21 protein-coding genes are annotated in these 23579 nt (G+C 69.0%); 16 read left to right on the top strand and 5 right to left on the bottom strand.

The genetic code is table 11. From position 1 onward, the window contains the following. Positions 1 to 33: 33 nt before the first annotated feature. The 4 genes from ybgC (at position 34) to tolA (ending at position 2605) form a co-directional block, all read left to right on the top strand. Positions 34 to 456: a tol-pal system-associated acyl-CoA thioesterase gene (gene ybgC, locus ACSQ2F_RS03120; protein ID WP_436019670.1), complete on the top strand. Its 423-nt coding sequence runs from the start codon at positions 34 to 36 to the stop codon at positions 454 to 456. Between the two features lie 73 nt (positions 457 to 529). Then, complete coding sequence (gene tolQ / locus ACSQ2F_RS03115) at positions 530 to 1252, top strand: protein TolQ (protein ID WP_436019668.1); 723 nt, start codon at positions 530 to 532, stop codon at positions 1250 to 1252. 2 nt (positions 1253 to 1254) lie between these two features. Further along, positions 1255 to 1680, top strand: a complete 426-nt coding sequence (locus tag ACSQ2F_RS03110) for an ExbD/TolR family protein (protein ID WP_436019666.1) — start codon at positions 1255 to 1257, stop codon at positions 1678 to 1680. Between the two features lie 16 nt (positions 1681 to 1696). Then, complete coding sequence (tolA, locus tag ACSQ2F_RS03105) at positions 1697 to 2605, top strand: cell envelope integrity protein TolA (protein WP_436019664.1); 909 nt, start codon at positions 1697 to 1699, stop codon at positions 2603 to 2605. A gap of 29 nt (positions 2606 to 2634) precedes the next feature. Here the strand turns inward: tolA and ACSQ2F_RS03100 are convergent, their stop codons facing one another. The 3 genes from ACSQ2F_RS03100 to ACSQ2F_RS03090 all read right to left on the bottom strand — a co-directional run bounded on the left by ACSQ2F_RS03100 (position 2635) and on the right by ACSQ2F_RS03090 (position 5139). Further along, on the bottom strand, positions 2635 to 3420 hold the full coding sequence (locus tag ACSQ2F_RS03100) for a YoaK family protein (protein ID WP_436019662.1): 786 nt from the start codon (positions 3418 to 3420) through the stop codon (positions 2635 to 2637). Between the two features lie 91 nt (positions 3421 to 3511). Beyond that, positions 3512 to 4690, bottom strand: a complete 1179-nt coding sequence (locus ACSQ2F_RS03095; RefSeq protein ID WP_436019660.1) for an NAD(P)/FAD-dependent oxidoreductase — start codon at positions 4688 to 4690, stop codon at positions 3512 to 3514. 239 nt (positions 4691 to 4929) lie between these two features. Beyond that, a complete protein-coding gene (locus tag ACSQ2F_RS03090) occupies positions 4930 to 5139 on the bottom strand; it encodes a hypothetical protein (RefSeq protein WP_436019658.1) in 210 nt (69 codons plus the stop codon). A gap of 841 nt (positions 5140 to 5980) precedes the next feature. Here ACSQ2F_RS03090 and ACSQ2F_RS03085 point away from each other — a divergent pair. Further along, positions 5981 to 7867: a GspE/PulE family protein gene (locus ACSQ2F_RS03085; protein WP_436026717.1), complete on the top strand. Its 1887-nt coding sequence runs from the start codon at positions 5981 to 5983 to the stop codon at positions 7865 to 7867. Between the two features lie 232 nt (positions 7868 to 8099). Continuing rightward, positions 8100 to 9920: a methyl-accepting chemotaxis protein gene (locus ACSQ2F_RS03080; RefSeq protein ID WP_436019656.1), complete on the top strand. Its 1821-nt coding sequence runs from the start codon at positions 8100 to 8102 to the stop codon at positions 9918 to 9920. 275 nt (positions 9921 to 10195) lie between these two features. On the opposite strand, the gene ACSQ2F_RS03075 is transcribed toward ACSQ2F_RS03080, so the two are convergent. Further along, positions 10196 to 12091, bottom strand: coding sequence for a B12-binding domain-containing radical SAM protein (locus ACSQ2F_RS03075; protein ID WP_436019654.1), 1896 nt, complete (start codon positions 12089 to 12091; stop codon positions 10196 to 10198). A gap of 150 nt (positions 12092 to 12241) precedes the next feature. Here ACSQ2F_RS03075 and ACSQ2F_RS03070 point away from each other — a divergent pair, with 150 nt between their 5' ends. From ACSQ2F_RS03070 to ACSQ2F_RS03025, 10 genes are all read left to right on the top strand, one after another. Then, entirely contained in the window at positions 12242 to 12880 is a 639-nt protein-coding gene (locus ACSQ2F_RS03070) for a DsbA family oxidoreductase (RefSeq protein WP_436019652.1), read from the top strand. Positions 12881 to 12882: 2 nt separating this feature from the next. After that, entirely contained in the window at positions 12883 to 13569 is a 687-nt protein-coding gene (locus tag ACSQ2F_RS03065) for a type 1 glutamine amidotransferase domain-containing protein (RefSeq protein ID WP_436019650.1), read from the top strand. 139 nt (positions 13570 to 13708) lie between these two features. Further along, positions 13709 to 14389, top strand: a complete 681-nt coding sequence (locus ACSQ2F_RS03060) for a paraquat-inducible protein A (RefSeq protein WP_436019648.1) — start codon at positions 13709 to 13711, stop codon at positions 14387 to 14389. Next, on the top strand, positions 14386 to 15081 hold the full coding sequence (locus ACSQ2F_RS03055) for a paraquat-inducible protein A (RefSeq protein ID WP_436019646.1): 696 nt from the start codon (positions 14386 to 14388) through the stop codon (positions 15079 to 15081). The genes ACSQ2F_RS03060 and ACSQ2F_RS03055 overlap by 4 nt, the downstream gene beginning before the upstream one ends. Further along, the gene (locus tag ACSQ2F_RS03050; RefSeq protein WP_436019644.1) at positions 15074 to 16744 is read left to right on the top strand and encodes an intermembrane transport protein PqiB; all 1671 of its coding nucleotides are present in this window, start codon (positions 15074 to 15076) and stop codon (positions 16742 to 16744) included. Before ACSQ2F_RS03055 ends, ACSQ2F_RS03050 begins: the two co-directional genes overlap by 8 nt. A gap of 15 nt (positions 16745 to 16759) precedes the next feature. Next, positions 16760 to 17362, top strand: a complete 603-nt coding sequence (locus ACSQ2F_RS03045; protein ID WP_436019642.1) for a PqiC family protein — start codon at positions 16760 to 16762, stop codon at positions 17360 to 17362. Between the two features lie 235 nt (positions 17363 to 17597). Further along, the gene (locus ACSQ2F_RS03040; protein WP_436019640.1) at positions 17598 to 18473 is read left to right on the top strand and encodes a helix-turn-helix domain-containing protein; all 876 of its coding nucleotides are present in this window, start codon (positions 17598 to 17600) and stop codon (positions 18471 to 18473) included. A 271-nt stretch (positions 18474 to 18744) separates the two neighbouring features. Next, on the top strand, positions 18745 to 19605 hold the full coding sequence (locus ACSQ2F_RS03035) for a poly(ethylene terephthalate) hydrolase family protein (protein WP_436019638.1): 861 nt from the start codon (positions 18745 to 18747) through the stop codon (positions 19603 to 19605). Between the two features lie 129 nt (positions 19606 to 19734). Further along, the gene (locus ACSQ2F_RS03030) at positions 19735 to 21063 is read left to right on the top strand and encodes an endo-1,4-beta-xylanase (protein ID WP_436019636.1); all 1329 of its coding nucleotides are present in this window, start codon (positions 19735 to 19737) and stop codon (positions 21061 to 21063) included. 27 nt (positions 21064 to 21090) lie between these two features. Beyond that, the gene (locus tag ACSQ2F_RS03025) at positions 21091 to 22611 is read left to right on the top strand and encodes a non-reducing end alpha-L-arabinofuranosidase family hydrolase (protein ID WP_436019634.1); all 1521 of its coding nucleotides are present in this window, start codon (positions 21091 to 21093) and stop codon (positions 22609 to 22611) included. A 59-nt stretch (positions 22612 to 22670) separates the two neighbouring features. Here ACSQ2F_RS03025 and ACSQ2F_RS03020 read toward each other — a convergent pair whose 3' ends face one another. Then, positions 22671 to 23501, bottom strand: a complete 831-nt coding sequence (locus tag ACSQ2F_RS03020; RefSeq protein WP_436019632.1) for a TOBE domain-containing protein — start codon at positions 23499 to 23501, stop codon at positions 22671 to 22673. Between the last annotated feature and the right edge of the window lie 78 nt (positions 23502 to 23579).

The raw sequence follows: 23579 nt of genomic DNA, 5'->3' as shown, positions 1-23579 counted from the left end.
TCCGGCCCGCACCCTGCGGGCGGCACCGCCCCCATGACCGACGCCCACGCCGCCCATTTCACGCACCCCGTCCGCATCTACTGGGAAGACACCGACGCCGGGGGCGTGGTGTTCTACGCCAACTACCTGAAGTTCTTCGAGCGCGCCCGCACCGAGTGGCTGCGCGCGCGCGGCTTCGAACAGGAGACCCTGCGCGCGGCGCAGCGGGTCATGTTCGTCGTCGCCGAGACCCAGGTGCGCTACCTGCGCCCGGCCCGGCTGGACGACGTGCTCCAGGTGACGGTCGACGTGCAGGACGCCGGCCGGGCATCGCTCGACATCGCCCAGGTCGCCTGGCGGGGGGGCGAACGCCTTTGCGAAGGCCGCATCCGCATCGGCTGTGTGGATACCGACAGTTTCAAACCCCGCCGCATTCCCGCCGAACTGCTCGAGGGACTGGTGGCGACACCGCGATAATCTTCCCCTCCGCGGAACAAGCGGCGCCCGAAAGCGTCAGACTCCCGCGACCTCCGAGACGGACCCCCTCTCAATGAACCAAGATTTCTCGATCGTTTCGCTCATCCTCAACGCGAGCTTCGTCGTCAAGCTCGTGATGGCCGGGCTGCTGCTCACCTCACTGGCCAGCTGGACCGTCATCTTCGGCAAGCTCTTCGGCCTGCGCAAGGTGCGCAACACCAACGAAGAGTTCGAACGGGACTTCTGGACCGGGCGCAACCTGAACGACCTCTACAACGACGCGGCACAGCGAGCCGACGGCGCCCCGATGGAGCGCATCTTCGCCTCGGGCATGCGCGAGTTCATGAAGCTGCGCGAGCGTCGCGTGGTCGACCCGGCCGCCCTCCTCGACGGCGCCCGCCGCGCCATGCGGGCCAGCCTGCAGCGCGAGCTCGACACCGTGGAGTCCAACCTCTCGTTCCTCGCCACCGTGGGCTCGGTCTCGCCGTACGTGGGTCTCTTCGGCACCGTGTGGGGCATCATGCACGCCTTCGTCGGCCTGTCGAACCTGCAGCAGGTGTCGCTCGCCACCGTCGCCCCCGGCATTGCCGAGGCGCTGGTCGCCACGGCCATCGGCCTCTTCGCCGCCATCCCGGCAGTGATCGCCTACAACCGGTTCGCCCGCGACATCGACCGCATCGCCATGCAGATGGACACCTTCACCGAGGAGTTCTCGAACATCCTGCAGCGCAACGCCGGCCACCCCATTCCCGCCTCGCCCGGCACCGGTGCTGCCGCCGCCGGCATGGGCCGCTGACCATGCCTGCCGTCGCCGGACGCGGCTCGCGCCGCCGCACCATCGCCGAGATGAACATGGTGCCGTTCATCGACGTGATGCTCGTGCTGCTGATCATCTTCATGGTCAGCGCCCCGCTCATCACGCCGGGCGTGGTGGATCTGCCCACGGTGGGCAAGAGCAAGCAGCAACCACAGCATGTCATCGAGGTCGTGATCGCCAAGGACGAAAGCCTGAAGCTGCGCCTGGACAACAAGGATGACGGCACAGCCACGATGAAGAACCTGCGCGAACGCGTGCTCGCGCTCCAGCAGGGCAACGACCAGGCCCCCGTGGTCATTTCGGCCGACCGCGCGGTCAAGTACGAGGTGGTGGTGAAGGTGATGGACACGCTGCAACGTGCCGGTGTGCAGCGCGTCGGACTGTCGGTGAAGAGCACCGGTGTTTGACTCCCGCCATCCCCCGATGCAGGATACCCAGCTGCCCGGCGCACGCCGGGACGATCTGCTGCCTCGCGCGCCCGAAGGCATGGGCCGGGGCCTGCTGTTCGCGCTCGGCGCGCACGCGCTGCTGGTCGCCGCCCTCACCTTCAGCGTGAACTGGAATTCGAGCGATCCGGCCGGCATCGAGGCCGAGCTGTGGGCCGCGGTGCCCCAGATCGCCGCGCAGAAGATCGAGGCGGTCGAGCCCGAGCCGGCGCCCGTTCCGCCGAAGCCCGCGCCGGAGCCGGAGCCGCCTCCGCCGCCGCCCAAGCCGGTCGAGGCCCCGCCCCCGAAACCCGCCCCCGATCCCCAGATCGCCATCGAGAAGGAAAAGGAAAAGGCGCGCAAGGAAAAGCAGCTGAAGGAAGAGCAGCTGCGCGAGAAGCGCGAGAAAGAGAAAGAGAAGGAAAAAGAGAAGGAGCGCCAGGAGAAGCTCGCCGAGGAAAAGCGCGAGAAGGAAGAGCAGCTTCGCGAGAAGCAGTTGCTGGCCGAGAAGAAGAAGCAGGACGCCGCACGGCAGGCCAAGCTCGATGCCCAACGCGACGCCCAGCTCAAGCGCATCCTGGCCCAGGCCGGCGCCGAGAACGGCTCGCCGGGCGGGCGCGCCGCGCAGACGGCGGGGCCCTCGTCGACCTATGGTGGCCGCATCCGCGCGGCGGTCGAGCCGAACATCACGCTCACCACCGAGCTCAACGGCAATCCCACCGCCGAGGTCGAGGTACGTCAGGCGCCCGATGGCACCATCACCGGTCGCAAGCTCGTGAAGAGCAGCGGCGTGCGGGAGTGGGACGATGCGGTGCTGCGGGCCATCGACAAGACCGAGCGGCTGCCGCGTGACATCGACGGGCGAGTCATCTCGCCCGTGATCATCACCTTCCGGCCCAACAAGTGATGGCTTTGACCAGCGCCGGGCGGGCCGCCTCAGGGCGGCGGCGCGGCGCCCGGTGACCCGGGACCCGTTCCCCCCCAGCGGGCCTGCAGTTCATCGAGCAGCGGCACCGCTGCGAGCCCCACCAGCAGCGCCGCGAGCGGCAGGGTCGACACGAAGCCGAGGTACTTGAAGCCGTAGGCCCCGACCAGGCCGCCCAGGAAGAAGAGGCCGACCATCGGCCCCCAGACCCAGAGCTTGCGGCGGTCGGCCACCACCTTGCCCGCGTGGGCGTGCGCCGTGCGGTTCCAGTAGAGGAGCTTGCCGAGCTCGATGCCGATGTCCGTCACCATGCCCGTGACGTGCGTCGTGCGAATCTCCGCCTTCGACAGCTTGGTGATCATGGCGTTCTGCAGCCCCATCACGAAGCAGAGCAGCGCCACCGTGACCGGCACGAACAGCCACTCCCGGCCCGCCAGGTTGCCGCCGATCAGCCCGAAGAGCAGCAACAGCAGCGCCTCGACCAGCAGCGGCAGGGCGTACTCGCTGTGATGCGTGTGCCGCCGGCCCCAGTGGATCAGCACCGCCGACGTCGCGGCACCGCCGATGAAGAAGAACAGGGCTGCCAGCGCACCGAACACCAGCTGCAGCTCGCCCAGCACGAGGTTGTCCGAGATGGACGCCACGATGCCCGACATGTGCGAGGTGTACTGGCCGACGGCGAGGAAGCCACCGGCATTCACCGCCCCTGCATTGAACGCGAGGAAGCGGGCGAGCCCGAGGTTGCCTTCGGGGCTGCGGTGCTTCCCCGTGAGTCCGCGCAGGTAGTGGATGGGCATCGGTCGTGAGGCCGGCGCCCGGAATGCAGGCGGCCGCGGATCGAGTGTGCCACCGTTCCGACCCGGGTGGCCGGGCCAGGCGGGCGCCGCCTCAGCGACCGGACTGGGTTTCGTCCGTGCCCGGCACGGGCGCCACGGGCACGACGGCCGGCTCGGGCGGCGCCACGGCGCGCGGCTCCGAGCCGCTGGCCGCGACCACACGGCGCCGCTCGGCGCGCTCCTTCAGCCAACCGACCCAGCGGCCTTCGACCGCCAGCGAACGCCACCCCGCCAAGGCGCGGCCCTGGCCGGCATCGAGGAGCCACAGCCCGCGCTGCGGCGCCGCCCGGCCGACCAGGGCGCCACCCGCGAGGAACCGGCGCAAGTTCAAACCGAGCGGCGAGCCATCACGCCAGGGGACCCCGGCGTGCGCCGGCGGCGCGGCACCCGGCGCCACGGCCAGCTCACCCACCACGAAGACCTCGGGATGAGAGCGGCTCTGGCACGTCGGCCCCACTTCCAGCAGCCCGCCGGCGCCCTGGGCCAGGCCGCTGTCGGGCACCCAGCGAGGCGCACCCGCGGGTTGCGCCACCAGCGGCGCATCGCAGGCGAGCCGCATCCCGTGCGCGAGCAACATCTGGTTGCCGAACATGGCGTCGCACCGGTCTTCGAAGATCGTCACCTGGCCTCGCTTCAGGACCTGCCGCACCCGCCGCTGGAAGGCCGGGGGGTGATCGCCGGCCGGTGGACCACCGCCCGTCACCAGCGCCACCCGGGCCCGCTTGCCGAGGCGCAGGTGAACGGCGAGGGCGAGTTCGATGGCCGGAATGTCGCCCCCGACCACCACCACGCTCAGCGCCTGCTCGTCGGCCAGGGCGACGAGCGCGCCCCACAGGCGCAGGAACTGGTCGGACGGCCGCAGGAACAGCGCGTTCTCCCGTGCACCGGCGATGGCGTCACGGTCCGGAACAGCGGGCATGTCGATGCTCAGGGCGTCGTAGTGCAGCGTGTGCCCGTTCGCCAGCACCAGCTGGCGGGTGGAGGCATCGAGGGCGAGCGGCTCGCTGTCGATCAACGCGGCACGCGCCTTCGTGGCCAGCGGCGCCAGCGGCACGGTGCAATCCTCGGTGCCATGGCGGCCCGTGATCCAGCCCGCCACCATCTCCGGCGCCACATGCCGCCCGTGCGGCCCCACCAGCGTCACCTGCACACCCGGCAACGGCGCGGCCGCCAGTTCGTGCAGGACGCGCAGGTGGGCCGGGCCTCCGCCCAGGAGAACGAGGTGCTTCATGAAAAGGGTCAAGCGAAACCAGCCCGGAGTGTCGCATGGGGATTGTTGGCCCCCCAGTCGCTGGCGCTCCTGCCCCCGAGGGGCGCCCCGGGTCGCCCGGGAGACCCGGGCTCGCGGGTGGCTTGAGGGGCGCTTCGCTTCGCTTGCTGGGCTCGGCGGCACGGCCTTGCGCTGATGGCCGGCCGCCGCGGCGCGAGGGCGGGGTTTTCGGTCGAGCGCCTGAACACGAGAGCTTCTGATCAAGCAGACCTGGAGAGACGTCCTGGCTTGCTCAAGTCCTCGGCCTTCACCGAGCGTAAGACCTTCACATTACCAACGATACGAATAAGCTGAAGCTGGTGTTCAGGCGTTTCTTTGAGCACTTTCTTGTCGCGACAAGAAAGTGCTTCGGCTGCCGGGCCGAGACCCGGCGCGGCCGTGCCGCCGAGACAACGCTCGATCAAGGGCACGAAGCGCTCGCGCCCTCAAGTCAGCCACCAGCCGGCACGCCACCGCCCGCCGAAGTGCCCAGCATTCGGCCCGCTTATCAGGGCTTGGGAACATCGGATGCTGCCTAGGATGACCGTTGGAACAAGCCGTTCCGAGTTCGCCGGTGGCCACCGGCACGTGCTGAGGACGTATCCCGTGTCCGATCTATCCGACTTCGTCAACCTCGACTTCGACGGCGACACGCCGATCTTCAAGCCCAAGCCCCCCGCCCCACCGGTGGAGAAGGTGCAGCACGTGGCCTTCCGCTGGCCCACGCCGCCCTTCGCCGCCTACCCGGACGCGCTCGAGCAGAGCCAGGCGCAGCGTTGCGAATTCGTCGGCGTGAACGGCAAGAAGGTCAACGGCCGGCTCATCTTCTTCGTGCCGGACGACTTCGTCGCCCACGTCCAGGTGCCCCCTGCCCGCACGACGATGCCGCTGCGCTTCAGCCAGTTCCGCTCGCTGCGCGTGCTCGATCCCCTTCAACCCGTGCGCGAGCCACGCGCCGACCCCGCGGCCGACATGCTGGAGCAGCGGCCGGCCACCCCGTACCGCATCGCCTTGCCGGGCGGCGGCGAACTCGAAGGCGACACCATCGGCCACGTCGAGAACGCCCACGGGCTCTTCCTCTTCCCGCCAGTGGATGCCGACGGCAGCGTGCAGCGCCTCTTCGTGCCGCGCAACGCCTACACTTCCTTCGAGGTCGGCCCGCGCATCGGCGAACTGCTCGTGGCCCACAAGGCCGCCACTGTTCAGCAGATCGAGGAAGCCGCGGACGTCCAGCAGCGCCTTCGCAACCAGAAGCTCGGCGACATCCTGCTCATGCGGCAGGTGGTCACGCCCGACCAGCTGCTCGAGGCGATCGACAAGCAGGCCAGCATGCCGATGGTGCGCATCGGCGAAGCCCTCACCTCGCTGGGCATGGTCACCGAGCAGCAACTGCAGGACGCCCTCGCCCAGCAGGCACAGGACCGCAGCGTGCCGCTCGGCGAGCTCCTGGTCCGCATGGGCATCGTCTCGCGTGAAGACCTGCAGGCCGCGCTCGCGCGCAAGATGGGCTACCCGCTCGTCAACCTCGATGCGTTCCCGTTCGAGGAAGAAGCCATTCGCAAGCTGCCCTACGCCGTGGCGGTGCGGGTCCAGGTCATGCCCCTGCTGATCCGCGAGGGCCGGCTCGTCATCGCGCTCGACGACCCGGTGCGCCGACGCAGCACGGTGGACGAGGTGGAGTTCATCACCCAGATGAAGATCGTGCCCGTGCTGGCGCAATGCCGCAGCATGGAGGACACGCTCTTCGCCGCCTACGAGAAGGTGGGCGCGGCCAGCCTGCAGCGCTTCGCCGCCGTCAACGCCGCCGATCCCATTCCCTTCGAGATCGACGACACCAACAAGCTGATGGCCACCCTCGAGAAGGAGGGCCTGGAAGCGCTTGCGCCGGAGGACGACCGCCAGATCGAGCAGTCCGACAACTCGCTCGTGCGCCTCATCAACAACATGATCATCGAGGCCCATGCGGACGGCGTCTCCGACATCCACGTCGAGAGCTACCCGGGGCGGGACAAGATCAAGGTGCGCTTCCGCAAGGACGGCCTGCTGCGCACCCACCTGGAGCTGCCGCCCAACTACCGCAATGCCCTGATCGCCCGCATCAAGATCATGTGCGACCTCGACATCTCCGAGCGCCGCAAGCCGCAGGACGGCAAGATCAACTTCGCCAAGTTCTCGCCGCAGCACAAGATCGAGCTGCGGGTCGCCACCATCCCGACCAACAGCGGCCTGGAAGACGTGGTGATGCGGATCCTGGCATCGGCCAAGCCCATCCCGCTCGACAACCTGGGCCTGAGCCCCTGGAACCTCGAGCACCTGAAGGAAGTGATGGAGCGCCCCTACGGCCTCGTGCTGTGCGTCGGGCCGACCGGCTCCGGCAAGACCACCACCCTTCACTCGGCGCTGAGCCACATCAACGTGCCCGAGCGCAAGATCTGGACGGCCGAGGACCCGGTGGAAATCACCCAGCCCGGCCTGCGCCAGGTGCAGGTCAACCCGAAGATCGACTGGACCTTCGCCAAGGCGCTGCGTGCCTTCCTGCGTGCGGACCCCGACGTCATCATGGTGGGCGAGATGCGCGACGAGGAAACCGCGCAGATGGGCATCGAGGCATCGCTCACCGGCCACCTCGTGCTCTCGACCTTGCACACCAACAGTGCCCCCGAGACGGTCACGCGCCTCATCGACATGGGCCTCGACCCCTTCAACTTCGCCGACTCGCTGCTGGGCGTGCTGGCGCAGCGTCTGGTGCGCCGCCTGTGCAACCACTGCCGCACCTCGCGTCCGGCCACGCAGGAAGAGGTGGACGAACTGCTCGACGACTACCTGCACGTGGCGCCCCTCGGCCACCCGGCCTTCGCCCGCGACACCCTGTTTCGCAGCTGGACCGAGCGCTTCGGCCGCGAGGGCCGCATCATGATGTTCCACAGCCCCGGCTGCGAGCACTGCGGCAACACCGGACAGAAGGGCCGGGCCGGGCTGCACGAGCTCATGATCGTCTCGCGCGAGCTGCGCCGCCTGATCCAGACGAGTGCCCGGGCGGAAGAGCTGCTGGCCTGCGCGCAGGTGGAGGGCATGCGGACCTTGCGGCAGGATGGCATCGAGAAAGTGCTTCAGGGCGTCACCAGCCTGAGCGAGGTGCGCGCCACCAGCAATGTGTGACCGGACCCCTTAACCGGGTAAACCCTCGGATGACATCCTGTAGTCCGGTCGCTTCGCGACAGGTCGGCGGCTCGTCGTCCGAGCACCGCAACCGCCCCGATCGGGGCGAGAAATCCGACCTCTTTTGCCGCTCAAGTGCACCGCCGGGCGGCCGTAATCCTGCTGGACCACCGGCTTCGTTGCGAGTGCTGCGGCAATTGCGCGGGCTGATCCAGTCTCCCAGGGAAACCACATGAACATTCAAGACCTCAAGCTCGGCCCCAAACTCGGCATCGCCTTCCTGGGCGTCGTGCTGCTGACCGTCGCCGTGGGCGGCTTCTCGCTGCTGCAGCTCAAGCGCCTGGGCGCGAGCACCGACGACGTGACCGACAACTGGTTGCCGGGCGTGGTGCTGTCCACGGACATCCGTGCCCACTTCAATGCAGCGCGCAGCGCGCAGGTCGACATGGTTCTCGCGGCCGATCCGGGCCAGGTGCGAACGGCCAAGGAGGTCTACGCCAAGGTCACCACCGAACTCGACCAGCTGTTCACGAAGTACGAAGCCCAGATCGTCAACGATGAGGAACGCCAGGCCTTCGCCGAACTGGTCAAGGCCCGTGCCGATTTCAACGCCAAGCACACCAAGATCGCCGAACTCGCCGAAGTGGGCGAGGCGCTCTTTCCCGTGGCCCGTGCCTGGCTCCAAGGCGAAGCCGCCGGCAGCTTTGCCAGGACCCGTGAGGCCGTCGCCAAGCTGACGACCACCAACGTGAACGGCGCCACCGAGGCCGGCCTGGACGCCGACCGCACCTTTGCCGCCGGTGTCACCTGGATCAGCGTGTTCGTGCTCGCGGCGGTGGCGCTCGCCGCGCTGATGGCCGTGTGGATCACCCGCCTCGTCACCCGTCCTATCGCCCGCGCTGTCGAGGGTGCCGAGCGCATCGCCGCCGGCGACCTCACCGTCGACCTGCATGCCACCGGCAAGGACGAGACCGCCGTGCTCCTGCAGACCCTTGCCGGCATGCAGGACCGCTTGTCCCAGATCGTCTCCGGCGTGCGCCAGAACGCAGACGGCGTGGCTACGGCCAGCGCCCAGATCGCCTCGGGCAACTTCGACCTCAGCGCGCGCACTGAACAGCAGGCCAGCGCCCTGGAAGAAACCGCCGCCTCGATGGAGGAACTCGGCAGCACGGTCAAGCAGAACGCGGACAACGCCCGCCAGGCCAACCAGCTCGCCATGGGCGCATCCACCGTCGCCGTGCAGGGCGGCGAGGTCGTGAGCCGCGTGGTCGACACCATGAAGGGCATCAACGACAGCTCGCGCAAGATCGTCGACATCATCAGCGTGATCGACGGCATCGCCTTCCAGACCAACATCCTTGCGCTCAACGCCGCGGTGGAAGCCGCGCGCGCCGGTGAGCAAGGCCGAGGCTTTGCCGTGGTGGCCGGAGAGGTGCGCTCGCTCGCCCAGCGCAGCGCCGAGGCCGCCAAGGAGATCAAGACGCTCATCTCCACCAGCGTCGAGCGCGTCGAGCAAGGCACCACGCTCGTCGACCAGGCCGGCGTGACGATGCAGGAAGTGGTGGCCTCCATCCGCCGCGTGACCGACATCATGGGCGAGATCAGCGCCGCCAGCACCGAGCAGAGCAGCGGCGTGGCCCAGGTGGGGGAAGCGGTCACCCAGATGGACCAGGCAACGCAGCAGAACGCGGCACTGGTGGAGGAATCCGCCGCCGCGGCCGAGAGCCTCAAACGCCAGGCGCAGGACCTGCTCGCCGCCGTGTCGTTCTTCAAGACCAGCCAATCGCAGTCCACGAGCTCGGTCGCCGCGTCCGCGACGCCGGCCCCGGCCAAGGCCTCGCCGTCGGTTGAGCGCCGCGGCCCGAACCGGGCAACCAACGTCATTCGCCCGGCCTTCAAGCCGGCCACCGCAACCTCGACGCCGACGCCGACGGCAGCTGCCGCCGCACCGGCCGCACCAGCAGCGCTGCCCTCGCCCGCTCCGGCCCAGCCGGCACGCGTGCTGCCGCCGGCCAGCGCCAGCACCGGCACGGACGACTGGGAGACCTTCTAAGCCCTGCCGCCAACGGAATGCGGCGCCCGCCGCCGCAGGACCGCGCCACACGGCCCGCCCGACCTCTGGTCCGGCGGGCCGTGCCGCTCTGGCGCTCCGGCAACGGCGCGAGCCTCGGGTTGCTGGAGACGATGCCGGCCGGGAGCCACGGAGGAATTCGAACGCCCGGGATCACCCTTGCCGCGCATGCTCAGCTGGCGGCACGTCGGCGGCAGGATGAGCAGTCGAAGACGGCAAACCGGGCGTTCCCGTTCCTCCGACGGAAGATCCGGGACTCAGGCGGTTGCCAGCGCCCGGGCGATGCGGTGCTTGTGCACCGTCGTGCGCGGCACGGTCACGCTGAACCAGCGGCGCACGTCTTCTTCGAGGCCGATGCCGTGCATGTAGTTGTAGAGCGCCTTCTTGAGGCCCTGGCCCAGCATGTCGTGGTCGACGCCGGTGGGGTCGATGAAGCCGACATCGTTCTTGGCGAACGACACGGGCGGCAGCGGTTCGAGCGTCACGCCGAAGGCGGCCGGGTCCTGGCCGACGGGCGAGTGCACGGTGCAGGCGAAGCGATGGAAGAAGCCGGACTGGATGCAGCCGTTCTCGAACAGCTGTCGCACGTACTCGAGCGCATCGACCGTGTCCTGCACCGTCTGCGAAGGAAAGCCGTACATCAGGTACGCATGGACGAGGATGCCCGCATCGGAGAAGGCCCGCGTCACGCGCGCGACCTGCTCGACCGACACGCCCTTCTTCATCAACGCCAGCAGGCGGTCCGAGGCCACCTCGAGGCCGCCCGAAATGGCGATGCAGCCGCTGTCGGCCAGCTGCTGGCAGAGCGCCGGGGTGAACGACTTCTCGAAGCGGATGTTGCCCCACCAGGAAATCGACGTCTGCCGCCGTTCGAGCTCGGCCGCCAGCGCCTTGAGCGCCTTCGGCGGCGCCGCCTCGTCGACGAAGTGAAAGCCCGTCTGGCCCGTCTCCTGGACGATGGTCTCGATGCGGTCGACGAGCGTGGTGGCGGCCACCCCGTCGTAGCGCGAGATGTAGTCGAGGCTCACGTCGCAGAAGCTGCACTTCTTCCAGTAGCAGCCGTGCGCCACCGTGAGCTTGTTCCAGCGACCGTCGGACCACAGGCGGTGCATCGGGTTCAGCATGTCGAGCAGTGACAGGTACTGGTCGAGCGGCAGGCCGTCCCAGGTCGGCGTGCCGACTTCGGCGAACGCCACGTCGGGCTCGCCCATGTCGACGAAGCGCACGGCGGACTGGCCGGCCGGCCGCAGGAAGGTGCGAACCAGTCGCTGGTTCGAGCGCTTGCCGGCCAGGTGGTCCAGCAACGCGAGCAGCGGTCGCTCACCCGCGTCGAGCGTGACGTAGTCGAAATGGTCGAACACACGCGAGTCGCTGAGTTCGCGCAGCTCGGTGTTCACGAAGCCACCGCCGAGCGCCGTGACGATGGTCGGGTCGAAGGCCTTGATCGACTGGGCGATGCGGAAGGCGGCGTACACCGCGCCGGGGAACGGCACGGACACGAGCACGAGTCGGGGGCGATGACGCTGCACCGCATCCAGGGTGAGCGCATGCAGCGTCGAGTCCACCAGGTTCAACGGCGCTGCCAGCGCCTCGGCGAGCGGGTCGAAGGTGGGCTGGCTCTGCGCCAGCGATTCGGCGTAGCGGACGAATTCGAAGCGCGGGTCCACCGCGTCGCGCAGCACGTCGGCCAGGTCGTTCAGGTAGAGGGTGGCCAGGTGGCGGGCGCGGTCCTGGAGGCCGAGCGCGCCGAAGGCCCAGGCGAGCGGGTCGCCGCCGTCCTCGTCGATGTAGACGTCGAGGGAAGCGAAGCGGCTGCCCTCCGGGAGGAAGCTGCGGCTGCAGATGCGGTGCGCCAGCGTGCCGTCTCGCCCCTGCAGGAACGCCATCACCGGGCCCACCGTGGCGAGGTAGCGCTCGAAGCGGTCGGCAAAGGCGTTGACGTTGGCGCTGCGGGCTTCCTCGGCAATCGCATCGATGGCCGCCTTCACCTCGCGCAGGCCGTCGGCCGAGAACAGGCGAAGCACGAGGGCCAGGGCGAGGTCTTCCTGCACGGCGTCGAAGCCCCGCGCACGGAGGAATCCGGTCAGGTAGGCCGTGGACGGGTACGGGGTGTTGAGCTGCGTCATCGGCGGGATGACGGAGAGAATGCGCATCGCCCTGATTTTAGGCGCCCGGGGCCCGGCCCGCCGACGACGCCTGCCTGAAGGGTGAAAGACCCCACGGTCGGCCGGTTGCCGTCGCGGGGCGCACATTGGGCACCCGGCCACGCGGCCGGTCTCACGACGCACAGGACCTCTCTCCCCATGAAGATCGATTTCGTTTCCGACGTCTCCTGCCCGTGGTGCGCCATCGGGTTGAAGTCGCTCGAAACCGCCCTGGAACGCATCGGCCCCGACCTGCCGGTCGAACTGCACTTCCAGCCCTTCGAGCTCAATCCGCAGATGGGCCCGGAAGGCCAGGACATCGCCGAGCACCTGAGCCAGAAGTACGGCTTGAACCCGGAGCAGCTCGCCCGCAACAGCGAGGCGATCCGCGAGCGCGGGGCGTCCGTGGGCTTCACCTTCACCATGGGTGCGCGACGCCGCATCTACAACACCTTCGACGCCCACCGGCTCCTGCACTGGGCCGGCCTCGAAGGCCGCCAGCTGGCCCTCAAGCACGCCCTCTTCAAGGCGTACTTCACCGACGGACAGGACCCGAGCGACCATGAGCTGCTGGTGCGGGTGGCGAGCGAGGTGGGTCTCGACGCCGCGCGTGCGCGCGCCGTGCTGACCGGCGGCGAATACGCCGACGAGGTGCGCGAGGAAGAGCGCTTCTACCAGCAGCAAGGCATCAGCGCGGTGCCGGCCGTCATCATCGACGACCGTCACCTCATCCAAGGCGGCCAGCCCGCCGAGGTTTTCGAACAGGCGCTGCGGCAGATCGCCGCGGCAGGAGCATGACGATGAGCAAGAAGATCCTGATGGTGTTGACCTCGCACGACAAGCTCGGCGACACGGGCAAGAAGACGGGCTTCTGGCTCGAGGAATTCGCCGCCCCGTACTACGTGTTCGTGGACGCCGGCATGGCCGTGACCTTGGCCTCCCCCCGCGGCGGCCAGCCGCCGCTCGACCCCAAGAGCGACGAGCCCGATGCCCAGACGGCTGCCACCGAGCGTTTCCGCGAGGACAAGACCGCGCAGCAGGCGCTTGCGCGCACCACGCCGCTCGACCAGGTCAAGGCCGGCGACTTCGACGCGGTGTTCTACCCGGGCGGCCATGGTCCGCTGTGGGACCTGGCCGAGGACCGCCGCTCCATCGACCTCATCGAAACGTTTGCCCGCCAGGACTGGCCGGTGGCGCTCGTCTGCCATGCGCCCGGCGTGCTGCGCCACGTCAAGGGCGCCGACGGACAGCCCCTGGTGAAAGGCCGACGGGTGACCGGCTTCACCAACACCGAAGAGGCCGCGGTGCAGCTGACCGACGTGGTGCCCTTCCTCGTGGAGGACATGCTGCAGGGGCACGGTGCCACCTTCAGCCGCGGCGCGGACTGGTCCTCCTACACCGTGACCGACGGCCGACTGGTCACCGGGCAGAACCCGGCGTCGTCGGAAGCGGCCGCTCATGCGCTGATCGGCCTGCTCGGCAGCTGAGCCGGCGCGGCACGCCCCCCTGCCCGCGGGGACTGGCACGGCGTGCCGGGTCGAGCCCCATGCATCTCTGGCATGCTTGGGGCTTCGCCCATTGCGCTCCAGGAATCCGACGCTTGGTCCCCACCGTGCCTTTCCCGCCATGCCGGAGCTGAACCTTCCGGCCTCGAACCGCCCTTCGGCGAATGCTCCTGCAACGGCCGCGCCGCTGACGGCCGAGCCACGGCTCGTGGTCTGCGATGCCTGCGACGCGGTGCACGCCCGCCAGCACCTGCGCCGCGGCATCGTGGCGCGCTGCCGGCGCTGCGGCACGCTGCTCGGCCGAGGCCACGTGGTCACCCCGACCGGCCAGCTGGCCTTCGCGCTCGCCGCCTGCGTGTTCCTGCTCATCGGCAACCTGTCGCCCCTGGTGGCGCTCGACCTGCAAGGCATCCGTCGCAGCGTCACCCTGCCGCAAGCCATCATGCTGACCTGGCAGATCGGTGAGCACCTGGTGGCAGTGCTCGCTGCAGCAACCGCCATCGTCTTCCCTGCAATGCTCGTCGTGCTGCGCCTGTACGTGCTCGGCTTCATGGCCATGGGCCTCGTGCCGGCCCGCTTCCGCCTGGCGATGCGCCTGCTGCGTCTGGCCACCTACTGGAGCATGGTCGAGGTGTTCATGCTGAGCGCACTCGTGGCCTTCGTGCGCAGCGCCGGGGTGGCCGAGGCCATTCCAGGCGTGGGCCTCTTCGCCTATGCGGCACTCACCCTGCTGCTGACGTCCATCACCGCCGCCGGCCTGCACACCCTCTGGGCCCGGGGCAGCGAGCTGGGGGCCGGATGAGCTCGCCAGCCGACACGCCCCTGCAGACCGGCCGCAGCCTCGGTCTGTACAGCTGCCCCACCTGCGGACGGGTGTCCCGGCGCACCGGGCCGGAGGTGACCAGCTTGCAGCTCAACTGCCCCCGGTGCGACACACCGCTGCACCACCGCAAGCCCCACAGCCTCGAACATGCCTGGGCGCTGACCATTGCAGCGCTCCTGCTCTACCTGCCCGCCAACCTGCTGCCGGTGATGACCACGGTGTCCATCACCACCGGGAGCGTGAGCCACACCATCCTCGGTGGCATCCACGAGCTGTGGACGCACGGTGACTGGGGCCTGGCCGTGATCGTGTTCGTGGCCAGCATCGGCGTGCCGATCGTCAAGCTGCTGGCCATCCTCGTGCTGCTGGTGACGGCGGGCCGAGCGTCGCAGTGGCGTTCTCGCGAACGCACCATGCTGCATCGCTGGATCGACGCGGTCGGCCACTGGTCCATGCTCGATGTCTTCGTGGTCGTGCTGCTCGTCGGCATGATCAACTTCGCCCCGCTCGCCGGTGTTCGCCCCGAGCCCGGCCTGCTGGCCTTCGGTGCGGTGGTGGTCCTCACCATCCTCGCCGTCGAATCCTTCGACCCCCGATTGCTGTGGCCCGAGCCCGGGCCCGGCCCCGTGACCCCGACCGACGCGCCACCCGCGTCCGCACCCCATGAGTGAGCCCGACCTGCCCGACGTCCCGCCCCCCATCGAGGCGCCGCCCCCGGTGAACCGCCGCTGGCGCGGCCCGTCGCTCGTGTGGCTCGTCCCCATCGTGGCGCTGGCGGTGGGCGTGACGCTCATCGTGCGCAGCCTGCTCGCGACCGGGCCCAGCGTCACCATCGAGTTCGAGACGGCCGAGGGCCTGCGGCCCGGCCAGACCGAGGTTCGCTACAAGGAGGTGGTGGTGGGGCGCGTCGAGGAAGTCGCGCTGAGCGAGGACCGCCAGCGGGTGCATGCCGCGGTGCGCCTGTCGCGTTCGGCTGCGGCGCTGGCCGTGGAGGACACCCGCTTCTGGATCGTCAAGCCGCGCATCGACATCGGTGGGGTGAGCGGTCTCGAGACGCTGGTGTCCGGCGCCTACATCGGCGTGGATGCGGGGGTTTCCGAGGAGGAGGAGAACTTCTTCAAGGGACTGCCCACGGCCCCCTACGTGCTGCGCGGCGAGCCCGGCCGGGGCTTCGCCCTGCGCACCGACGACCTCGGCTCGCTCGATGTCGGCTCGCCCATCTACTACCGCCGCACGCGCGTCGGCCGCGTCGTCGGCTACAAGCTCGACCCGGTGGCCGATGAGATCGGCGTGCAGATCTTCGTCGAGTCACCGTACGACCAGCTGGTGAATCCCCAGACCCGCTTCTGGAACGCCAGTGGCGTGGACCTCGCCCTCACCGCCAACGGCCTGACCGTCAACACCCAGACGCTCGCCTCGGTGCTGTCCGGCGGGCTGGCCTTCGGACGCCCTGCCGGCACGGCGCAGCTGCCCCCCGCGCCCGATGGCCACCGCTTCGCCCTGTTCCCGGACCGCAAGGCCGCGATGGCTCCGCCCGACGGCGAACCACTGAGGGTGCGCATGGTCTTCGATCAGTCCGTGCGCGGCCTGTCGGTGGGTGCGCCGCTCGACTTCCTCGGCATCGAGATCGGCACCGTGCGCTCCATCTCCATCGACTACGACCGCCAGTCGCGCGAGTTCCCCATCGAGGTGACAGCCGACATCTATCCGCTGCGCCTGGGCGCGGCCCGCGAGTCGCTGGGCGAGCCCGGCACGGATCCGGCGCGACGCGACGTGCTGCTGCTCAAGCGCCTGGTGGATCACGGCGTTCGCGCCCAGGCCCGCACCGGCAACCTCATCACCGGGCAGATGTACATCGGCCTCGACTTCATCCCCAAGGCCACCCGCGTCACCTTCGACACCCGCAGCGAAGTGCCGTCCATCCCGACGGTGCGTGGCACCTTGAGCGACATCCAGCCGCAGCTCGCCGAGATCGTCGACAAGATCAACAAGGTGCCGTTCGACGAGATCGGCAACAACCTCAACAGCACATTGAAAGAGGCCAGTCGCGCCATCGCCAACCTGAGCCCCGAGGCCCAGCGCGCGCTGGTCGACGTGCGCAAGACGCTCGACGAGGTGAGCAAGACCATGGGCGCGGCCCAGCAGACCCTCGGCCAGTTCGATCGCAACATCCTCGCGCCCGACGCCCCGCTGCAGCGCAACGCCGAGCAGACCCTGCTCGACCTGCAGCGCGCCGCGCAGTCCCTGCGCACCCTGACCGACTACCTCGAGCGTCATCCGGAGTCGCTGCTGCGCGGCAAGCCGGAGGACGCGAAGATCGCTCCCTCACGCTGAACGGAAAGCCATCCCATGGTCCGTCGACTGCTCCCCACCGCCCTGGCCCGCGCCCTCGCAACGGGCGCCGCCTGCCTGATGGCCGCTTGTTCCAGCACCCAACCCGCGCGGTTCCACAGCCTGGCCGCCCTCCCGGCCGCGGCGCCTGCCGCCTCGTCGCCCGCGGCCGCCACGCCCTGGGTCGTCGACCTCGGGCCCGTGACGGTGCCGGCCGGGGTGGATCAACCCCAGTGGGTGGTGCGCCTGCCCGACGGCAGCCTGCGCGTGCTCGAGCAGGAGCGCTGGGTGGCGCCGCTGCGCGATGAACTGCGCGGTGCGCTGCTCGAGGCGCTCAGGCAACGCACCGGTGCCATCGACGCCCGAACCGTGCCGGCACCCGCCACGAGCCCGGTGCGCGTGCGGCTGGACGTGCAGCGATTCGAAACGCTCGCGGGTCAGGGCGCCTGGCTCGAGGCCGGCTGGTCGATGGCGCCCGCCGGATTTGCCTGCCGAGTGACATTGCGCGAGAGCGCCGGCACGGGCGACGCGCTCGCCCTCGCCGACGCCCACCGCCGGGCCGTGATGGCCCTGGCCGAGCGGATCGGCCAGTCCGCGCGGGACGGGCGCTGCCCGGCTTGACGACCCGCCGGTGGGCGGCGGGCGAGAGGCCGCCATGCCGGCCCTTGTGCGGAAAGGGGGCTCGCATCCCCGGATGGCGCCACACCCGATCACTCGTGACGATCGGCAGCTTCCATGCGAGGTGGCGCCCGACGGAGGTTCGACCAACAGGTGAATCGTCGGTCATCAGGCGTACGCCGGACGCAATCGGCGCAGCCTTCTTCATGCAGCGCCAGGTCGACACAGGAGACGCCGCATGCCCTTGCCCACCGCTGAAGACCCGACCTCCCGCGTCGGCACGCACACATCGACGACGCCGTCCCCGTCATCGACCGAGGCCCTGCTCGAGAACATCTACGTGCTGGGCCACCACGGCTTCCTGCAGACCGTCCCCAGGCCGCCATCAACCTGGACGCGCCGCCCCGCCGCGGTGTTGCTGGTGTCGCCCGGGCCGCGCACGATGGAGGTCGAACTCCGCGACGGTCGCGTGGTCACCGGGCGCGTCATTGCCGTCGCCTCGATGGTGGCGCGCCGCCTGGTGAACCGGGCGCCTCCGCTGCTGAGCTTCAACGTGCAGCCCCTGCACCGCGCCTTCCCGCAGTTTCGCGCCCTCAACCCGCCGGGGGCGATGGCACTGCCCCCCGAGCCGTTCCGTCCCTTCAGCGAGGACTTCGCCTGCGCCTACCGCGGCGCGATGGGGGTTCGCCACGTGGAAGCTGTCTTCAATGAACTGCTCACGCTGGTGCCCGACTACCTGCCCCCGATCGGCACGCCCGATCCGCGCCTGTCGATCGTGCTCGCCCGCCTGAACGAACATCCGGAGGCCACCTCGGCCGAACTCGCGGCGCTGGTGGGGTGCTCGGCCGACTGGCTGTCACGCAGGTTCTCGGCCGACATGGGCATCAGCCTGCGCGACTACGCGGGTTGGCTCAAGCAGCGCTCGGTGTTCTCTGCCTTGTTCACGCGCCGCTCGATCACCGAACTGGCCCTCGACGCGGGCTTTGCAGGCGCCTCGCAGCTGTCGAGCGCCTACCAGCGCTGGTACGGACGCACTCCCTCAGCCAGCCGAGATCCCGGCAGGGTTCGCGTCTTCCTGCCCGAGGTCACGAGCAAGCCGCGTCACGCCGGGTGAGGCATGAGCCGCCGCCCGTGCGGAGCGGTGCCTCCTCTTCCATCGTGGCCGGCCCCGAACGCCGCGCGCCATAGCACAGATCGTCGTCGCGGGATATCTCGAAGCCGTGCGGGGATAGCTCCGATGCCGTGGCCGGTGCAGGCGACCACCATGGGAAGTGCCGCCTCCAAGCGCCCGTCGGAGTGCGCCACGTGCGCCAAAGGCGTGGCTCGACGGACGGACGGTGCGCGGCGCATCCGCAGCACTCACCACAACAAGACCGGAGACTCTCATGACACTGACCCGCTGGGTTCAAGCCCTCCTCGCGACCGTTGCCGTTGCCGCGTCGACCGCAACCGTCGCGCAGTCCAACCCCTTCGAGCGCGGCCCTGCGCCGACCTCGCTCTCGCTCGCAGCTGACCGGGGCCCCATGGCATTCAGCCAGTTCACCGTGAGCCGACCGAGCGGTTACCGCGCAGGCACGGTGTACTACCCCACCAACGCGGGCGGGACCGTCGGCGCGATCGTCGTGGTCCCCGGCTTCACTGCCTACCAGTCCGACGTCAACTGGTGGGGGCCGCGCCTGGCCTCGTGGGGCTTCGTCGTGATGACCATCGACACGTTCACGACGGCGGATCAACCCGACTCGCGCTCGCGCCAGCAACTGGCCGCGCTCGACCAGCTCGCGGCCCTGGGCAACACACCAGGCAACCCGATCTACGGCAAGGTCGACGCCTCCCGCATGGGCGTGATGGGCTGGTCGATGGGGGGCGGCGGGTCGCTGGTGTCGACCCGCACACGTCCGTCCATCAAGGCCTCGATTCCGTTCGCACCATGGAACAACGACAGCCTGTTCGGCTCGGTGTCCACGCCCACGTTGATCATCGCCTGCCAGGCGGACGTCATCGCGCCGACCTACCTGCACGCCGGGCCGTTCTACATGTCGCTCAACTCGACCAAGGCCTACATGGAGATGACGGGTGGCACCCATTACTGCGCCAACTCGATCAACACCGACAAGAACATCATCGGCGCCAAGGGCGTGGCCTGGATGAAGCGCTTCATGGACAACGACACCCGCTTCACGGCGGAGGCCTGCGGCAACCCGTACTCGCTGCGCGTGTCCGACTACAAGAGTTCGCGCTGCAACTGAGCCGTTGAACGGCCTTCCGCAGGGGTGCTGCACACGCGGCACCCTTCTTTCATTCCGCTGGCACGGCCCACCAGAGGCAGCCGGGCCGCACGTCCGTCCGTCCAGCACCCCATTCGAGGAGATCGACCCATGACGACCGTTGGAACCTGCCGGACGCTGGTCCGGGCCTTGGCCTGCACCCTGGCCACCCTGTCTGCCCTTGCCGCGAGTTCGGGCGCCCAGGCGCAGATCGCCGTCGGCAAGCCCAAGTACCTGGGCAACGTCATCGCCGGCAACGTGCCGTCCAGCTTCAACGCCTACTGGAACCAGGTCACGCCGGAGAACTCGGGCAAGTGGGATGCGGTGGAACCGAATCGCAACCAGATGAACTGGGCCTCGCTCGACATGGCCTACAACCACGCGCGGGCGAGCGGCTTCATGTTCAAGCAGCACACCTTCGTCTGGGGCAACCAGGCACCACGATGGATCGGCGCCCTTCCGGCGGATCAGCAGGCCTACGAAGTCGAGGAGTTCATGCGCCTGTACTGCCAACGCTATCCGCAGACGCAGTACATCGACGTGGTGAACGAACCCATCAGCGCGCCCGCCGGCTACCGCAACGCCTTGGGTGGCGCGGGTGCCACCGGCTGGGACTGGGTGGTGTGGTCCTTCCAGAAGGCGCGCCAGCACTGCCCCAACGCCAAGCTGCTGATCAACGAGTACGGGATCATTGACAACCCGACGCGCCTCACCACGTACAAGCAGATCATCAACGTGCTCAAGGCGCGCGGGCTGGTGGACGGCATCGGCATCCAGTCGCACTTCTTCAGCATGGACAACGTCAGCACGACAACCATGCGCAATCACCTCGATTCCCTTGCCCAGACGGGCCTGCCGGTCCATGTGTCGGAGCTCGACATGACCGGCAGCGATTCGGTGCAGCTGCAGCGCTACCAGCAGAAGTTTCCCATTCTCTGGACGCATCCGAACGTGGCGGGCGTGACGCTCTGGGGGTACATCGAGGGCACGACCTGGGAGGCGGGGACCCACCTCGTGCGGCGTGACGGCAGCGAGCGTCCCGCCATGGGCTGGCTCAAGAACTACGTGCGCACCACCACCATCGGCGGCGGTGGAACCGGCCCCGGCAAGACGATCGCCGTTCGTGCGCGAGGCACGAGCGGCCAGGAAAGCGTCACCCTGCGCATCGGTGGCACCGCCGTGCGAACCTGGACGCTCGGCACGACGATGTCCACCTACACCGTCTCGACGACGTCCTCGGGTGGCTCTGTCATCGAGTTCACCAACGACGCGAGCGGTCGGGACGTGCAGATCGACTACCTGAGCGTCAACGGCTCCGTCCGTCAAGCGGAGGCGCAGACCTACAACACCGGCGTCTGGCAGAACGGGGCCTGCGGCGGCGGCAGTGGGCGAAGCGAATGGCTTCATTGCAATGGCGCCATCGGTTTCGGTGACCTCTGATTCCACCCCTTCCTGGAGACACTGCTCATGAACACGATTCGTCGCCTGCGGCGGGTGGCCTCGGTCCTCGCCGCTTCATTCCTGGCGATGCTGGCACTCGCCGGCAACGCTGGCGCCGCCATCACGGTCGACCCGAACGCCTGGTACGTTCTCGTGAACGGGAACAGCGGCAAGGCCCTCGACCTGTACAACTGGCTGACCAACGATGGTGCAGAGTTCCGTCAATGGAGCCGCACCGACGCCACCAACCAGCAGTTCCAGCTGATCGCCTCCGGCAACGGCCACTACCGATTGAAAAACCGGCACTCCGGCAAGGTGGTGGATGTGTGGAATTCCTCCACCGCCAACAGCGCACCGGTCAACCAGTTCACCGACCGGAACTCCCCCAACCAGCAGTGGCGATTGGTCGGCAACGACAACAACGCCGTTCGCCTCGTCAACGCCAACTCCGGCAAGGTGCTGGAGGTGATGGGCGCCTCGCTGGCCGATGGGGGCGACGTCACGCAGTACACCGACTTCTCGGGCCGCAACCAGACCTGGGCCCTGGTCGCGGTCGGTGAAACGACCCCGCCCCCCGGCGACGGAGCGCAGTTGCCGTCGAGCTTCCGGTGGTCATCGAGCGCGCCGCTGATGCTGGCCAAACCGTCCGCCCAGCACCCCGAGGTGGCCCTCAAGGACCCGACGGTGGTCTTTCACAACGGTCGCTGGCACGTGTTCTCGACGCAGGCCAAGGGCAACGGATGGGGACTCGAGTACCGCTCGTTCACCGACTGGGGCAACGCCGGCTCCGCCAACCCGTACTTCCTCGACAGCACGCGAATCGGCGCAGGCTATCGTGCCGCGCCCTTTGTGTTCTATCACTCACCCTCGCGTCTCTGGTACCTCGTGTTCCAGAACGGCAACGCGGCCTACTCGACCAATCCGGACATCGGCAACCCCGGCGGGTGGAGTGCCGTGCGCACCTTCTACAGCAGCGTGCCGTCCAACATCCAGGCGGACATTCGCGCCGGTGCCAACTGGCTCGACTTCGCCGTTGCCTGCGACGCGGTGAACTGCCATCTCTTCTCGGCCGGCGACAACGGGAAGATCTATCGCTCCCAGACCACGCTCGCCAACTTTCCGAACGGCTTCGGCAGCACGGTGGTGACGCTGCAGGACGGCAACCGCAATCTGCTGTTCGAGGCGCCACAGGTCTACAAGGTGCGTGAGACCGGCCAGTACCTGATGATCGTCGAGGCCATCGGCGGCAGCGGGCGCTACTTCCGCTCGTTCAGCGCCAGCAGCCTCGGCGGGCCGTGGTCGGCGCTGTCTGCGTCCACGGAAAGCAACCCGTTTGCCGGGGATGCGAACGTGAGCTTCCCCACCGGCAAGTGGAGCCAGGGCATCAGCCACGGTGAGATCCTGCGGACCGGCTACGACCAGAACCTCGAGATCAGCGTCTGCAACATGCGCTTCCTCTATCAAGGCCTGGCGCCCGGGGCCGGCGGCAGCTACGACCGGCTTCCCTACCGCCTGGGGTTGCTGACCCAGACGAACTCGCCGTGCTGATGAATTGCGGGCGGCGGCTGCGCCTGCCCGCATCCGAGGCGACCAGATGCCGAGGCTTCTCAGGCGACTCCGAGGATCACGCTGGATGCCGAGAATCCGAACCGGGCGGCGGCGCCTTCCGCCAGTCGCAGGCGCGCCACCTCCGCCGGGTCGAGGGTCGCCACCATGCTCTGCCCGCCCCGGAGCCGGCCTTGCAGCTCGGCGCTGCCGGCCTCCACCAGCAGACGTTCGATCGCCACCGGCCATTGGTTGTCCACGGGGTCGGTCGGTGCGGCGGAGCGTTCCACGGTTGACTGAACCACTACGGCCGAGGCCTTGACGAGGGCGACCGCATGTGAGCCCTCGGCGAGCGCCAGATCGTCCACCGAGGCATTGGTGATGCGGGCAACGATTTCGTCCACACCGCCCGGCAGGGCGAGGACCACGTCGGCGTTAGCCGCTCCGCGCGTGATGCGACTCACCACGCCGGCCAGCTGGTTGCGGGCACTGGTCTTGAGCGCGAGCGTGGAGAGGAGACGCAGCGCGCCCTCCGGATCGACCAGGGTGTGAGACAGGCGGGCCAGCATCGCGGTGTGCTCGGTCTGGAGATGGCGGAAGGCATCGATGAGGGCAAGTCCGGCCGGCGTGAGCTGCGTGCCGCCGCCGCCCGCGCCCCCGGCCGAACGCGCCACCAGCGGCTCGCCGGAGACATTGTTCATGTCCTGCACGCGGTCCCAGGCGGTCTTGTAGCTGATGCCCACCTCACGCGCGGCCTGCACCATGGAGCCGGTGTGGCGGATGGCCTCCAGCAGCGCGATGCGGTCGGCGCTGCCGAGCACATGGCCACCGCGGCGCAACGAGAGCGTGCCTTCGAGCCCGATGGCGGGTGCGCTGCGGCGACGGCCTGTCATGCGGCCCGGCCCGCGCACAGGGGTGATGGCACCGTTGTATAGTCGTCTACATAACGAAGACCCGCCACCGTCGTCCTC

This window comes from Rhizobacter sp. LjRoot28, assembly GCF_964253025.1.
In the GTDB taxonomy this organism is placed as follows: Bacteria; Pseudomonadota; Gammaproteobacteria; order Burkholderiales; family Burkholderiaceae_C; genus Rhizobacter.
Note: the sequence above shows the minus strand (reverse complement) of the source record. Positions and strands in the feature narration are given on the sequence as shown.

Coding starts and splice junctions, on each gene's coding strand:
- ACSQ2F_RS03080 (WP_436019656.1), top strand. CDS start 8,100: ATGAACATTCAAGACCTCAAGCTCGGCCCCAAACTCGGCATCGCCTTC.
- ACSQ2F_RS03025 (WP_436019634.1), top strand. CDS start 21,091: ATGAACACGATTCGTCGCCTGCGGCGGGTGGCCTCGGTCCTCGCCGCT.
- ACSQ2F_RS03110 (WP_436019666.1), top strand. CDS start 1,255: ATGCCTGCCGTCGCCGGACGCGGCTCGCGCCGCCGCACCATCGCCGAG.
- ACSQ2F_RS03100 (WP_436019662.1), bottom strand. CDS start 3,420: ATGCCCATCCACTACCTGCGCGGACTCACGGGGAAGCACCGCAGCCCC.
- ACSQ2F_RS03050 (WP_436019644.1), top strand. CDS start 15,074: ATGAGTGAGCCCGACCTGCCCGACGTCCCGCCCCCCATCGAGGCGCCG.
- tolA (WP_436019664.1), top strand. CDS start 1,697: ATGCAGGATACCCAGCTGCCCGGCGCACGCCGGGACGATCTGCTGCCT.
- ybgC (WP_436019670.1), top strand. CDS start 34: ATGACCGACGCCCACGCCGCCCATTTCACGCACCCCGTCCGCATCTAC.
- ACSQ2F_RS03065 (WP_436019650.1), top strand. CDS start 12,883: ATGAGCAAGAAGATCCTGATGGTGTTGACCTCGCACGACAAGCTCGGC.
- ACSQ2F_RS03060 (WP_436019648.1), top strand. CDS start 13,709: ATGCCGGAGCTGAACCTTCCGGCCTCGAACCGCCCTTCGGCGAATGCT.
- ACSQ2F_RS03030 (WP_436019636.1), top strand. CDS start 19,735: ATGACGACCGTTGGAACCTGCCGGACGCTGGTCCGGGCCTTGGCCTGC.
- tolQ (WP_436019668.1), top strand. CDS start 530: ATGAACCAAGATTTCTCGATCGTTTCGCTCATCCTCAACGCGAGCTTC.
- ACSQ2F_RS03035 (WP_436019638.1), top strand. CDS start 18,745: ATGACACTGACCCGCTGGGTTCAAGCCCTCCTCGCGACCGTTGCCGTT.
- ACSQ2F_RS03070 (WP_436019652.1), top strand. CDS start 12,242: ATGAAGATCGATTTCGTTTCCGACGTCTCCTGCCCGTGGTGCGCCATC.
- ACSQ2F_RS03075 (WP_436019654.1), bottom strand. CDS start 12,091: ATGCGCATTCTCTCCGTCATCCCGCCGATGACGCAGCTCAACACCCCG.
- ACSQ2F_RS03045 (WP_436019642.1), top strand. CDS start 16,760: ATGGTCCGTCGACTGCTCCCCACCGCCCTGGCCCGCGCCCTCGCAACG.
- ACSQ2F_RS03020 (WP_436019632.1), bottom strand. CDS start 23,501: ATGACAGGCCGTCGCCGCAGCGCACCCGCCATCGGGCTCGAAGGCACG.
- ACSQ2F_RS03095 (WP_436019660.1), bottom strand. CDS start 4,690: ATGAAGCACCTCGTTCTCCTGGGCGGAGGCCCGGCCCACCTGCGCGTC.
- ACSQ2F_RS03055 (WP_436019646.1), top strand. CDS start 14,386: ATGAGCTCGCCAGCCGACACGCCCCTGCAGACCGGCCGCAGCCTCGGT.
- ACSQ2F_RS03040 (WP_436019640.1), top strand. CDS start 17,598: ATGCCCTTGCCCACCGCTGAAGACCCGACCTCCCGCGTCGGCACGCAC.
- ACSQ2F_RS03085 (WP_436026717.1), top strand. CDS start 5,981: ATGCGGCAGGTGGTCACGCCCGACCAGCTGCTCGAGGCGATCGACAAG.